We start from the raw sequence: 13,197 nt of genomic DNA, 5'->3' as shown, positions 1-13,197 counted from the left end.
TATCAGGGCCCTGGTGGACACGCCGACCACCGAACCGGTGAACGCGCTGGTCAGCTACGCAGCGCGACCGAGCGCGCCGGTTTTTGTCGGTGCGGTCCGCCATGATGTCCGCGTCGATCGGCACCGGCCGTTCCGACCGGTCCGGGTGATGTGGCAGGGAAAGGAGACTCGGGTGGAGACGGTGATCACGACCGCGGCCGTCGTGCTCGCGCTGCTCCTGTGCGTCGCGGTCGCGCTGCTGTGGCGGCTCTACGGCGACGGCATGCGCCGGGCCGACGCGGCGGCGCGGCTCGTGGCGGCCGAGCGCGCGAAGAACGACCAGCAGCAGCTGGCGTTGCGGCGGTACGAGGTGGCGTTCGCGTCGATCAGCGGACGCGGCGAGCTCGGCGAGCAGGTGCTGGTCGAGACCGCGCGCGCGTTGGGGCTTCGCGAAGAACTGCACTTCACGCTGCAGACCGACCTGGCGGGCGGCGGCAGCGCGAAGCCGGACATGGTGCTGCGCGTGGGTGGCGGCCGCACCGTGCCCGTCGACGCGAAGGCCAGCATGGCGATCTGGGCCGAGGCCGTGGAGACCGACGATCCCGAGGAACGGCTCGACGCGTTGCGCGCCCACGTGCGCCAGATCCGTTCCCGCGCGGCCGACCTCGCCGGCAAGGGTTACCAGCGCTGGGCCGACGCGATCTACGGCACGATCATGTTCGTCCCGTCCGACGCGGCCGTGGTCGCCGCGCTCGACACCGACCCGGAGCTGCTGCGCTGGCTGATCGACCGCCGGGTGTTCCTGTGTGGACCGACGGGGTTCGGGGTGCTGGCGTCGGCCGCCCTGTTCGCGGCGAGCGACCGGGCGCTGGTGGAGGACGTCGAGCAGGTCCGCGCAGGAGCGGCGGCCGCGCACCGTTCGGCGGGGAACGCGGTCGAGGCGCTGAACCTGACGAGCACGCACCTGCAGCGGTTCCTCTCCGCGCGACGGCGGGAGCTGGAGGCGCTGGAGAGCTTCCGCGCGACAGTGGCGCCCCTGACGGACGCGTCGGGGAGCCCGTCGCCGGTGCCGGAGGTACGGAAGGGGGACGAGTTGGCGGCTAGCTGAGGTCGGTTCCTGCGCAGCCCTTCGCCGCGCAGCCCCTGCCGGACGATGGCCGATGGTCTGCGGCTCTGCAGGCCGCGCCCGCACGACCTGCAGAGCCCCGACGGACGCGTCCGGCAGCTCATCGCCGGGCCGTCAGTCGTAGCTGCTGGGCCACGGCAACTGGCGGCTGAGCCGGCGGTAAGGCGAGGCAAGCTCCTGCTCGGTGCTTGCCGGACAGCGCCTGGTGCGCGGGGCTGGTTGTCTGGCGGCCGGGCTCGCACGACCCGCGGCAGGCACCTACCAAGACGCGCCCGGCAACGCGCCGGACGTACCAAGGGAGCCGAGCCGGCAGCAAGCCGAGACAGCGGCAGCCTGGCCGGCGTGGTTCATGGCCGCGGCAGCGGGGGCCGCACGACTCGTCACGGTGCGTGCCGGTCGTGGCCGGCTCGGGGTCGATGGGGCATTTGCGCTGCCCCGGGTTTGGTTCCGTCGCTGTGAGGCTTCCGGGGAGCGGGAACGTTCCGCGTCGACGACCGCCGCGGCGGGTGCGCGACGGGGCGGCTGTCGTCGAAGCGCCGACGGGACGGTGAGTCGGACCAGACCAGTGGGCTGTATCCGCAGGTCAGGTCACCAGACCATGGACCGGGTGCGGTCCGCATCGCGAGGGCCCGCCCGACACCACGTGTTCCGGCGGCCGGCAACTCACGTCACGCTGCCGGGTGGCTGGTCAGGGCGGTCTTCGGCAGTGGCAGCAAGATCGTGACAAGTAACGGCTACGGTGTTGCCTCGTGACCGCGATACGCGATCGCCAGAGCGATCCTGATGCCGAAGACGCCACCGTGCCCTGGGACGAGCGTCTCGTCGTCGGCGAGAGGCGCGGCCTGCCTTGGTGGGCGGCTGTCCTAGTGGGCTTCGGCCTGGCCGTGCTGGGCGCCATCATCGATGAGAAGACCAAGGGCAGCCTCGACTTTATTTTCAAGGCGGGCTACTTCGTGGGGGCCGTGCTCGCGGTGGGCGCGGTGCAAAGACGCGCTCTGTTCGGACCGATGGTGCAGCCGCCGCTGGTGCTGGCCGTCACGGTGCCCGGTGTGGTGCTTCTGACCGGCGGGTCCAGCTCGGGCAGCGACACCCTGTCGAAGCTGCTCAACATCGGCACGCCGCTGATCAACGGCTTCCCGACGATGGCGATCACCACCGGTGTCACGCTGCTGTTCGGGTTCTTCCGCATCTTCCGCGAACGCGACCCCGACTCCGCCGTGAAGCTCAAGGACGGCAAGCCGCCCCGCAGCCGCGAAGACGGCGACGAGCCGCCCGCCCGCCCGCGCACGCGCCCGCCGGGCTCGGGTCGTCCCGCAGGCGCCGGCCAGGCTCCGCCGCCCGCCGGTGCGCGCCGCCCGCCTCGCGACCGCGACCTCGACGGCCCGCCTCCGCGCCGCCCCCGGCCGCCCGCGGACCCCGGCGCCCGCCCGCGCCGCGAACCCGGCGACCCAGCCGCCCCCCGCGGCGCGCGCAAGCCCCCGCCGGACGGCCGCCGCCCGCGTCCACCCGAAGGAGACCCCCGCCGCCGCGACCCCCGCGGCGACGCACCCCCGCCCCGCCGCCGCCCTCGCGCCGACGAACCCCCGCCCGGCCGGCCGCGTCCCCCGCGCCGCGAACCGCCGCGCCGCCAGCGCCCCTGGGACGACGAGTCCTGACTCGACAACGTCGCCAGCTGGGCCTCAACACCCGGACCACGCCGAAGGCCGCCGATCCACCCCGGATCGGCGGCCTTCGTGCATCCCGGCTTCTTCAAGCCGGCCACACGAAAAAGCCGCGGCGCCCGCCCGAAAATCCGGCGACCACCGCGGCCTCAAAGCAAAAACCCTGTCAGGACTCCGACTTCGCAGCCTTCCGAAGCTCCTTCGGCAACGCGAAGGCGATCTTCTCGTTCGCCGTCGTCACCTCGTCAACCTGCCCATAACCGCGCTCGGCCAGCCAGGTCAGCAGGTCCATCACCAGCACATCCGGCACCGAGGCGCCCGAGGTGACCCCCACCGTCGACACCCCCGAAAGCCAGGCCTCGTCGACCTCCGAAGCGAAGTCGATCAGGTACGACGACCGCGCGCCCGCTTTCAGGGCGACCTCGACGAGGCGCTTGGAGTTCGAGGAGTTCGTCGAGCCCACCACCAGCACCAGGTCGCACTCGGGCGCCATGGCCTTCACCGCCACCTGGCGGTTGGTGGTGGCGTAGCAAATGTCGTCGCTGGGCGGGTCGGCCAGGCCCGGGAAGCGTTCGCGGAGCTGGTCGACGCGTTCCATCGTCTCGTCGACCGAAAGGGTGGTCTGGGAGAGCCAGATCACCTTGGACGCGTCGCGCACGTCGACCTTGTCGACGTCCTCGGCCTTGTCCACGAGCTGCACCTTGTCGGGTGCCTCGCCCGCGGTGCCCTCGACCTCTTCGTGGCCTTCGTGGCCGATCAGCAGGATGTCGTAGTCGTCCTTGGCGAAGCGGTTGACCTCTTTGTGCACCTTCGTCACGAGCGGGCAGGTCGCGTCGATGGTGCGGAGGTTGCGGTCGGCCGCCTCGGTGTGCACCGCCGGCGAAACACCGTGGGCCGAGAACACGACGAGCGCGCCCTCGGGCACCTCCGACGTCTCGTCCACGAAGATCGCGCCGCGTTCGCGCAGGGTCTCGACGACGTGGCGGTTGTGGACGATCTCCTTGCGCACGTAGACGGGCGCGCCGTAGAGCTCCAGCGCCTTCTCCACGGCGATCACCGCGCGGTCCACGCCGGCGCAGTACCCGCGCGGCTTCGCGAGCAACACGCGTTTGGCGGCGCCGGACTGGGAGATCGTCGGGGTACCGGCGGGCTCGGTTCCGGGACTCGCAGAAGTCATGCCCCCAGGGTACGGGCTGTGCCGTACCGGCTTCGAAGTCCTCTTTCGGATGACGTCGGCGGCCATCCGGGCTGTGCCGGGAGTCACGTCCTGTGCCCCAACCCACCCGTTCGGTTGGGCAGGATGGCCCACATACGGCACGCTAGACGGCATGAAGCCACTCCCGCTCCCCCTCCGGGTCGCCGCGGGCCTCGCCGTCACCACCGCCGAGCGGGTTCGTGAGCTCCCGAAGCAGATCACCGGCCTGCCGGTGACCGTCGTCAGCCAGGTCCTCCAGCTGTCCATGCGTGTCCAGCAACACGTCACCGAGCTGGCGATCAAGGGCGACGACGCGCTGTCCGGCCTGCGCCCGGTCGAGGACACGCCCAGCTGGGCGACGTTCGACGAGGACGTCGAGCCCGACCTGCCGACGCGTCCCACGCTGGTGCCCGTCGAGGACCTGCCCGAGCCGCGGGCCAACGGCCACCGCCCGAACCTGCCCGGGCTCACGGACGAACCCGAAGACCCGTGGACGCAGGAAGAGCGCGCGCTCGCCGAGGACCACGCCGACGGCGAGAACGACAGCGCCGGCGGCCCCGCGGGCCTGGCCGGCTACGACGACCTCACCCTGCCCCAGCTGCGCGCCCGCCTGCGCCGCCTGACCGTGCCGCAGCTCGAGGAGATCCTCGACTACGAGAAGGCCAACGCCGACCGCGCGTCGTTCACCGGCATGCTCGCGCGGCGCATCGGCAACGCGCGCAAGGCGGAAGAAGAGGCGAGCCAGCAGGGCGACGACGCGGAAGGCCAGTGAGCAGCGACCCCTCGACCAGCGCCGAGAACCCCTGGCCCGTCCGCACCGTCGCGCGCAAGATCGGCGACTGGATCCACCGCCTCGGCGCCGTGTGGGTGGAGGGCCAGGTCACGCAGATCAACGCGCGCCCCGGCACGCAGACGGCGTTCCTGACGCTGCGCGACCCGTCGGCCGACGTCTCGATGTCCGTGACCGCGCCGATGTGGCTGGTGCGCGAGCTCGCGACGCCGCTGCGCGAAGGCGACCGCGTGGTGGTGCACGCGAAGCCGTCGTTCTTCTTCGGGCGCGGCACGCTCAGCCTGCGCGCCGACGAGATCCGCGCCGTCGGCATCGGCGAGCTGCTCGCGCGCATCGAACGGCTGCGCAAGCTGCTCGCGGCCGAAGGCCTGTTCTCCCCCGAGCGCAAACGGCCGATTCCCTTTCTGCCCCAAGGCATCGGCCTCATCACGGGCCGCGCGTCGGCGGCGGAGCGAGACGTGCTCGTCAACGCGCAGGCCCGCTGGCCGCACGTGCTGTTCAAGGTCGTGAACACCGCCGTGCAGGGCCCGCAGGCCGTGCCGCAGATCCTCCGCGCTCTGTCCACATTGGACAAGGACCCGGAAGTGGACGTGATCGTGATCGCCCGCGGCGGCGGCAGTGTGGAGGACCTGCTGCCGTTCTCCGACGAGGCGCTGTGCCGGGCCGTCGCGTCCGCGGGCACGCCGGTGGTGAGCGCCATCGGGCACGAGCCGGACACGCCGTTGCTCGACCACGTCGCCGACCTTCGCTGCTCCACGCCGACGGACGCGAGCAAGCGCATCGTGCCCGACGTGCGCGAGGAGACCGCCCGCGTCCGCCAGATGCGCGACCGCGGCCGCCGCGCGCTGCACGGCTGGGTCGACACGCAGACGCGCCTGCTCACCCAGCTGCGCAGCCGCCCGTCGCTCGCCGACCCGCTCGGGCCGATCCAGCGCCGCCTCGACGACGTCGAGATCCACCGCGAACGCGGCCGGCGCGCCATGCTCGGCCTGCTCGCGAAGGACCAGGCCGAAATCGCCGGCGCGCGCGGCCGGCTGACGGCCCTCGGCCCGGCCGCGACGATGGCCCGCGGCTACGCCGTCGTGCAATTCACCGACGACGCAGGCAACCTCCAGGTGCTGCGCTCCGTCTCCCAAGTCGAGGACGGCGCGCGCCTGCGCGTGCGGATCGCCGACGGGGCGATCCACGCCGTCACCGAGTCCACCGCGTCGAGCCAGGAAGGAGACGGACCGTGACCACCAGGGCACCGGCGTTCCTCCCGCTCACCGTCGACGCCGCCGCCCGCCTCGACGCCCGCGCCCTGCTCCACCAGGCGCGCGTCACCGACAGCGCCGCCAGCGAATGCTGGACCGCCCTGCTCGCCGGCTGCGGCACCGCCGCGCGCCGCCAGCTCGGCCCCCAGCTGCGCCGCCTGTCCGAGGCCACGTCCGTCCACGTCGGCACTCGCTGGTGGTTCGCCGAGGGCGCCGACCACCGCCGCCGCGTCGCGGGCGCCCAGGAAACCCTCGAGGACGCGATCGCGGACGGTGACGGCCAGGAGTTCGCCCTCGCCTTCGTCGGCTACGACAACGCGATGGCGAGCGCCCTCGTCTGCCGCGAACAGACCCGCAACCCCCCGCCGACCCCACCACCCCCGCGAACGGGCGGACGGCACCGGGTCGATCACCGGTCGTGACAGCGCCGGGCGACACCAGCGCGGTACTGTGCCCGGACAGCCCCGTGCATCGGAACATCGGAGAACGTCGAGCGTGAGCGAAGCAGGCAGCGAAACCGCCGGACTCGGTTACGAGCAGGCGCGCGACCGGCTGGTCGAGGTCGTCAGGGAGCTCGAAGCCGGCGGCCTCAGCCTGGAGCAGTCACTGGCGTTGTGGGAAAAAGGCGAGGAGCTCGCCAAGGTCTGCGAACGCCACCTGGAGGGCGCGCGCGAGCGGATCGAGGCCGCGTTGGCGTCCGTCGAGAACACTGAGAATTCCGACGACGCACAGTGATGTGCACCATGCGCAACTGAATCGTTCAGGTGACGCGATCATCTGAGACACTGTCCTCCCGCCGAATTCCGCGATCCGGGAGGCCCGCATGAGCACCGCCAGTGACCCACGTCGCGAAGCACCCGACCGCAACCTCGCCATGGAGTTGGTCCGCGTGACCGAAGCCGCGGCGATGGCCGCCGGCCGTTGGGTCGGCCGCGGCGACAAGATCGGGGGCGACGGAGCCGCCGTCGACGCGATGCGCCAGCTCGTCTCCACCGTCTCGATGCGCGGTGTGGTCGTGATCGGCGAGGGCGAGAAGGACGAAGCCCCCATGCTGTTCAACGGCGAGGAGGTGGGCAACGGCGACGGCCCCGACTGCGACGTCGCGGTCGACCCCGTCGACGGCACCACCCTGATGGCCAAGGGCATGCCCAACGCGCTGGCCGTGCTGGCCGTGGCCGAGCGCGGGGCGATGTTCGACCCGTCGGCCGTGTTCTACATGGAGAAGCTGGCCGTCGGGCCGGACGCCGCGGGCAAGGTGGACCTGGCCGCGCCGATCGCCGAGAACATCCGCCGCGTGGCGAAGGCGAAGAACTCCAGCGTCGGCGACGTGACCGTGTGCGTGCTCGACCGGCCGCGCCACGAGCAGATCATCAAGGAGATCCGCGAGGCCGGCGCGCGCATCCGGTTCATCTCCGACGGCGACGTCGCCGGTGCCATCGCCGCGGCCCGCCCGACGACCGGTGTCGACATGTTGATCGGCATCGGCGGCACGCCGGAAGGCATCATCGCCGCGTGTGCGATGAAGTGCCTCGGCGGTGAGCTGCAGGGCCGGTTGTGGCCCAAGGACGACCTGGAGCGCGAGAAGGCCCTGGCCGCGGGCCACGACCTCGACCGCGTGCTCACGAACGACGACCTCGTGCGCGGCGACAACATCTTCTTCTGCGCCACCGGCGTGACCGACGGAGACCTGCTGCGCGGCGTGCACTACCGCGCCGGCGGCGCCACCACGCAGTCGATCGTGATGCGGTCCAAGTCCGGCACCGTCAGAATGATCGACGGTTACCACCGGCTGGAGAAGCTGCGGGCCTACTCGTCCGTGAACTTCGACGGCAACCTCGACATGCGCGAGGACGAAGACGTCGTCCCGCCTCTGCCCTGACCCAAGGAGTCGCCAGGTGCCCAAGCGGTTGTTCGCGCTGCTGCTCACGTTCGTAGCCGCAGTGACCGCAACGGCGCTCGCCGCCGGCAGCGCGCACGCCGGGCCGGCGCTCGTCGGCGGGACCGGCGCCGACGAGCCCTACCCGTTCGCGGTGTCGATGCACACCGAATCGGGCACGCTCTTCTGCGCCGGCTCGCTGATCACACCCACGTGGGTGGTCACCGCCGCCCACTGCATGTCCGGAAAGGACCCGGCGACGCTCACGTTCCGCTTGGGCACCAACGAAAGCGACTCCGGCGGCGAGACGGCCCAGCCGGCGGAGATCGTGCTCAACCCCCACTTCAACGCCTCGACGCAGACGGGTGATATCGCGCTCGTCCGCCTCGCCGCGCCCGCGAAGACGGCGCCGATCACCGTCGGAGGCGCCGCCGCGCCGGGCACCCCGACCCGGGTGCTGGGCTGGGGCCAAACCTGCGCCACGCCCGGCTGCGGCGGGACCGTGCCGACGTTGCAGCAGCTCGACACGCACCTCGTCGAGGGCGCCAAGTGCACGTCGTCCTTCGACGGCACGGCCGAGCTCTGCACCGACAACCCGTCCGGCAAGGCCGGCTCCTGCTACGGCGACTCCGGCGGCCCCGAGCTCACCCGCGACGGCGACCGCTGGTCCCTCATCGGTGTGACCAGCCGCCCCGGCAACGGCTCCCCGACGTGCGCGACGGCCCCGTCGATCTACACCTCGGTGCCCGCGTACGCGCCGTGGATCGCGTCGAAGACCGGCTGAGTCACTCGGCGTTGCTGGAGTGGCCCGGGAACAGATGCGCGTCCGGGTCGAGCGCCACCGCGATGTTGTTCACCGCCGTCGCCGCTTCGCCGAAGCCGGTGGCGATGAGCTTCACCTTGCCCGGGTAGTGGGCCACGTCCCCGGCCGCGTAAACGCGCGAGCGGGCCGTCGCCATCGTCGAGTCGACCGTGATGGCGCGGTGGTCGATCTCCAGGCCCCAGCTCTCGATCGGCCCCAGATCGGCCGTGAATCCCAGCGCGGCGACCACGGCGTTGGCCGGCAGCGCGAGGTCCTCGCCGCCCTTCACCGACACCTCGACGCCCTCCAGCGCACCCGAAGACGACTCGACGAACCGCGTCACCTCGGCGTCGGTGACCAGCGGCACGCCCAGCTCCCGCACCTGCCGCACGATCGACTCGGCCGCGCGGAACTTCCCGCGCCGGTGCACGAGCGTCACGCTCGCCGCCACCGGGTGCAGCGCCAGGCACCAGTCGAACGCCGAGTCCCCACCGCCGACGACGACCACGTGTTGCCCGGCGTGGACCTGCAGCGACGGCACGAAATGAACCATTCCGCGCCCCAGCCAGCCGTTGCCCGCGGGCAACGGGCGGGGCGTGAACTCGCCGATCCCGGCCGTGATCAGCACTGCGCCGGCGCTCAGCACGTCGCCGCCGTCGAGGGTCAGCTCGACGCGGTCTCCCACCGTTTCCAGCTTCTCGGCCTTGCGGCCCAGCAGGTACGTCGGGTTCCACGGCGCGGCCTGGTCGACGAGGCCTTGCACCAGGTCGCGGCCGCGGACCGCCGCGAAGCCGCCCACGTCGTAGATCATCTTCTCGGGGTACATCGCGGTGATCTGCCCGCCCGGCTCCGGCAGGGAATCGACCACGGCCATGGAAAGGCCGCGGAATCCCGCGTAGTAGGCGGCGAACAGCCCGGTGGGCCCGGCGCCGATGATCACGAGGTCGTAGTCCATTTAGCTCGCTCCAGCCAGTGGTGGTTGGCAGTGATCGAGAACACACCCATCCTAGTGCTATCCGGCGGGTGAATTACCGGATCCAGGTGGGCGACGCCACGACGCCGGATGCGCGAAACAGGGCCAGAATCGGGGGTATGGCAGAACAGGAATACCGGATCGAACACGACACGATGGGTGAGGTCCGCGTCCCGGTCGACGCGCTCTACCGCGCGCAGACGCAGCGTGCCGTGGAGAACTTCCCCGTCTCCGGCCGCGGTCTCGAGCGCGCTCAGATCCGTGCGCTGGGCCTGTTGAAGGCCGCCGCCGCGCGCGTGAACCAGAAGCTGGGCGTGCTGGACGCCGACGTCGCCGAGGCCATCGCCGCGGCCGCCGACGGCGTCGCCGAGGGCAAGTACGACGACCAGTTCCCGATCGACGTGTTCCAGACCGGCTCGGGCACGTCGTCGAACATGAACGCCAACGAGGTCATCGCGACGCTCGCCACCCGCGCCCTCGGCCGTGACGTGCACCCCAACGACCACGTCAACGCCTCGCAGTCGTCCAACGACACGTTCCCGACGACCATCCACGTGGCCGCCACGGAAGCCGTGCTCACCGACGTCATCCCGGCCCTGGAGCACCTCGCCGGCGCGATCGAGACGCGCGCGCAGGAGTGGGCCGGCGTCGTGAAGTCCGGCCGCACGCACCTGATGGACGCCGTGCCGATCACGCTGGGCCAGGAAGCCGGCGCGTGGGCCGCGCAGATCCGCTTCGGCATCGAGCGCCTGCAGTCCGGCATCGGGCGTCTCGGCGAGCTGCCCATCGGCGGCACCGCCGTCGGCTCCGGCCTCAACGCCCCCGACGGCTTCGGCGCGGCCGTTTCCGCGGAGCTGGCCGCGCTCACAGGCCTGCCGCTCACGGAGGCCCGCAACCACTTCGAGGCGCAGGCGACGCAGGACAGCGTGGTCGAGACGTCCGGCCACCTGCGCACCATCGCCGTGTCCCTCAACAAGATCGCGAACGACCTGCGCTGGCTCGGGTCCGGCCCGCGCACCGGCCTCGCCGAGCTGGCCCTGCCGGACCTCCAGCCGGGCTCCTCGATCATGCCGGGCAAGGTCAACCCGGTCATCCCGGAGGCGACGCTGCAGGTCGTGGCCCAGGTCGTCGGCAACGACGCAGCCGTCGCCTTCGCCGGCGCGGCGGGCAACTTCCAGCTCAACGTGAACCTGCCCGTCATCGCCCGCAACGTCCTCGAGTCGGCCCGCCTGCTGGCCGCCGTCTCGCGCCTGCTGGCGGACAAGGTCTTCAACGGTGTCACCGCCAACGTCGAGCGCACCCGGCAATACGCCGAGGGCTCGCCGTCCATCGTGACGCCGCTGAACTCCTACATCGGCTACGAAGCCGCGGCGGCTGTGGCGAAGCAGGCCCTCAAGGAGCTCAAGACCATTCGCGAGGTCGTGATCGAACGCGGCTTCGTCAAGGACGGCAAGCTGACGGAAGAGCAGCTCGACGAAGCTCTCGACGTCCTGCGCATGGCGCGCGGCGGCAAGTAGGGATTTCCGCCTTACGGCCCGCTTCCCGGCTCTTCCGGGAAGCGGGCCGTTCGTCGTTTCACCGCGCTGTGCGGCCGACGAACCCGTCACCGCAAGTGGACAAGGCGTATCTCTACGCACAAATTCATTCCGGCGTATCGCTTCATTGTGCCTGAAACACAGGGCTGGTAACGTCGCTCACCGCTCTGATTTCCTTTTCCGCAGCGCAGTTTGATCACAGCGCGGTTTGATCAATTCCGCCGCGAAGAGAGAGCAAGCAGTTGGGAGGCTGCGATGGCGACGTACCAATATCGATGCGCCCGGGACGGTGTCTTCGAGGTGCGCCTGCCGATGGGGACGGCCTCACCGAGCTCACCGTGTCCGGTCTGCGGTGGCGAAGCGGCCCGGAACTACTGCGCGCCGATGCTTTCACTGGCGCCGCGTGAGCTGGTCACGGCCATCGACCGGACCGAGAAAACTCGCGACGAGCCGGCCGTGGTGTCCGCGGTACCTCCCGATCGCGGCCGGTCGCGCGGGCCGGCACCGACATCGAACCCCGCGCTGCGACGTCTGCCGAGACCGTAGGCGAACGCGGCCCAGCCTGCGCCCTGCCGGGCAATGGCCCGCTCGCTGGGCCCGCGAAGAACAATTTGCGGCTGATGCCCGGAGTGCTCTGCGGAGCCGCGACGCTCCGCGTTGCGGAGGCGCGCAGCACGCACATTGCCGGGTCGGTCACCCACCAAGCTGTCGGGAGATACCATGCCGCAAGTTGTTTTCTCACTCGATTCCACAAAGAAGTTCACTGAACAAGCAATTGTCGGCCACAACCGGTGGCACGGGGATATTCCCGCTCAGGTTCAGGTCAAGCCGGGAGACTCGTTCCGCGTCCACTGCCGCGAATGGTTCGACGGCGCGATCCACAACGACGATTCGGCCGAAGACGTGCTGAACGCACCACTGCCCAGCGTGCACGTGCTCAGCGGGCCGATCGCGGTCGAGGGCGCACAGCCCGGAGACCTGCTCATCGTCGACATCCTCGACGTCGGCCCGATCCCGCAGGAGGACTCGGGACCGCTCTCCGGCCAGGGCTGGGGCTACACCGGTGTCTTCGCCACCAAGAACGGCGGCGGCTTCCTCACGGAGTGGTTCCCCGACGCGTACAAGGTGATCTGGGACTTCATGGGCGGGGTCGCCACCTCGCGGCACATCCCCGGGGTCTCCTACACCGGCATCGTGCACCCCGGGCTGATGGGCACGGCTCCGTCCGCGGCGCTGCTCGCCAAGTGGAACGCGCGCGAACAGGCGCTGATCGACACCGACCCGGACCGGGTGCCACCACTGGCACTGCCCCCGCTGCCGGATTCCGCGATCCTCGGCAGCCTCACCGGCGCCGAGTTCGACCGGGTCGCGGCCGAAGCCGCGCGCACCGCGCCGCCGCGGGAGAACGGCGGGAACCAGGACATCAAGAACTTCACCAAGGGAACCCGGGTCTTCTACCCCGTCTTCGTCGACGGCGCGAAACTCTCGATGGGCGACCTGCACTTCTCGCAGGGCGATGGCGAGATCACGTTCTGCGGCGCCATCGAGATGGGTGGGTTCATGGACCTGCACGTCGACCTGATCAAGGGCGGGATGGAGACCTACGGCGTCTCCGAGAACGCGATCTTCATGCCCGGCAACGTCGAGCCGCAGTACAGCCAGTGGCTCGCGTTCTCCGGCACCTCGGTCACGCTCGACGGGGTCCAGCACTACCTCGACTCGCACCTGTCGTACCAGCGGGCCTGCCTGCACGCGATCGACTACCTGCAGAAGTTCGGCTACAGCGCGATCCAGGCGTACATGATCCTGGGCTCGGCGCCGATCGAGGGCAGGCTCTCGGGCGTGGTCGACATCCCGAACTCGTGCTCCACCGTGTATCTGCCCACCGCGATCTTCGACATCGACGTGCGTCCTTCGGCCTCCGGCCCGGCGCAGGTCGAACAGGGAATGAGCGTGCCGACGGCGAGTTTCTGACGCCTGCACCGGCTCGGTGACCGGGCGGGAGGC

13 protein-coding genes are annotated in these 13,197 nt (G+C 71.0%); 11 read left to right on the top strand and 2 right to left on the bottom strand.

Features of this window, described 5'->3' with window-relative positions:
* Positions 1-172 precede the first annotated feature (172 nt).
* Positions 173-1,087 (top strand): DNA recombination protein RmuC, encoded by a 915-nt coding sequence (locus ABZU76_RS02860; protein ID WP_354864404.1) that lies wholly within the window; start codon positions 173-175, stop codon positions 1,085-1,087.
* Positions 1,088-1,854: 767 nt separating this feature from the next.
* Positions 1,855-2,760 (top strand): DUF6542 domain-containing protein, encoded by a 906-nt coding sequence (locus ABZU76_RS02855; protein ID WP_354864402.1) that lies wholly within the window; start codon positions 1,855-1,857, stop codon positions 2,758-2,760.
* A gap of 172 nt (positions 2,761-2,932) precedes the next feature.
* On the opposite strand, the gene ABZU76_RS02850 is transcribed toward ABZU76_RS02855, so the two are convergent.
* Positions 2,933-3,943 carry a 4-hydroxy-3-methylbut-2-enyl diphosphate reductase gene (locus ABZU76_RS02850; RefSeq protein WP_354864400.1) on the bottom strand — a complete coding sequence of 337 codons (1,011 nt, stop codon included), beginning with the start codon at positions 3,941-3,943 and terminating at the stop codon, positions 2,933-2,935.
* A gap of 151 nt (positions 3,944-4,094) precedes the next feature.
* Here ABZU76_RS02850 and ABZU76_RS02845 point away from each other — a divergent pair, with 151 nt between their 5' ends.
* From ABZU76_RS02845 to ABZU76_RS02820, 6 genes are all read left to right on the top strand, one after another.
* The gene (locus ABZU76_RS02845; RefSeq protein ID WP_220244085.1) at positions 4,095-4,733 is read left to right on the top strand and encodes a lipid droplet-associated protein; all 639 of its coding nucleotides are present in this window, start codon (positions 4,095-4,097) and stop codon (positions 4,731-4,733) included.
* On the top strand, positions 4,730-5,986 hold the full coding sequence (gene xseA, locus ABZU76_RS02840; RefSeq protein WP_220244086.1) for an exodeoxyribonuclease VII large subunit: 1,257 nt from the start codon (positions 4,730-4,732) through the stop codon (positions 5,984-5,986). The genes ABZU76_RS02845 and xseA overlap by 4 nt, the downstream gene beginning before the upstream one ends.
* Complete coding sequence (locus tag ABZU76_RS02835; protein WP_354864397.1) at positions 5,983-6,426, top strand: hypothetical protein; 444 nt, start codon at positions 5,983-5,985, stop codon at positions 6,424-6,426. The genes xseA and ABZU76_RS02835 overlap by 4 nt, the downstream gene beginning before the upstream one ends.
* A gap of 73 nt (positions 6,427-6,499) precedes the next feature.
* Positions 6,500-6,739: an exodeoxyribonuclease VII small subunit gene (locus ABZU76_RS02830; protein ID WP_354864395.1), complete on the top strand. Its 240-nt coding sequence runs from the start codon at positions 6,500-6,502 to the stop codon at positions 6,737-6,739.
* An 88-nt stretch (positions 6,740-6,827) separates the two neighbouring features.
* Positions 6,828-7,883: a class II fructose-bisphosphatase gene (glpX, locus tag ABZU76_RS02825; protein ID WP_354864393.1), complete on the top strand. Its 1,056-nt coding sequence runs from the start codon at positions 6,828-6,830 to the stop codon at positions 7,881-7,883.
* A gap of 61 nt (positions 7,884-7,944) precedes the next feature.
* On the top strand, positions 7,945-8,664 hold the full coding sequence (locus ABZU76_RS02820) for a serine protease (protein ID WP_354864755.1): 720 nt from the start codon (positions 7,945-7,947) through the stop codon (positions 8,662-8,664).
* Position 8,665: 1 nt separating this feature from the next.
* On the opposite strand, the gene ABZU76_RS02815 is transcribed toward ABZU76_RS02820, so the two are convergent.
* Positions 8,666-9,637 (bottom strand): NAD(P)/FAD-dependent oxidoreductase, encoded by a 972-nt coding sequence (locus ABZU76_RS02815; protein WP_354864391.1) that lies wholly within the window; start codon positions 9,635-9,637, stop codon positions 8,666-8,668.
* A gap of 137 nt (positions 9,638-9,774) precedes the next feature.
* Here ABZU76_RS02815 and ABZU76_RS02810 point away from each other — a divergent pair, with 137 nt between their 5' ends.
* From ABZU76_RS02810 to fmdA, 3 genes are all read left to right on the top strand, one after another.
* Complete coding sequence (locus tag ABZU76_RS02810) at positions 9,775-11,172, top strand: class II fumarate hydratase (protein ID WP_354864389.1); 1,398 nt, start codon at positions 9,775-9,777, stop codon at positions 11,170-11,172.
* Between the two features lie 273 nt (positions 11,173-11,445).
* Positions 11,446-11,736 carry an FmdB family zinc ribbon protein gene (locus ABZU76_RS02805; RefSeq protein WP_354864387.1) on the top strand — a complete coding sequence of 97 codons (291 nt, stop codon included), beginning with the start codon at positions 11,446-11,448 and terminating at the stop codon, positions 11,734-11,736.
* 174 nt (positions 11,737-11,910) lie between these two features.
* Positions 11,911-13,164 (top strand): formamidase, encoded by a 1,254-nt coding sequence (fmdA, locus tag ABZU76_RS02800; RefSeq protein ID WP_354864385.1) that lies wholly within the window; start codon positions 11,911-11,913, stop codon positions 13,162-13,164.
* Positions 13,165-13,197 lie beyond the last annotated feature (33 nt).

Source organism: Amycolatopsis sp. NPDC005232 (assembly GCF_040607795.1).
In the GTDB taxonomy this organism is placed as follows: domain Bacteria; phylum Actinomycetota; class Actinomycetes; order Mycobacteriales; family Pseudonocardiaceae; genus Amycolatopsis.
This window is presented reverse-complemented; position numbering and strand designations above follow the sequence as displayed.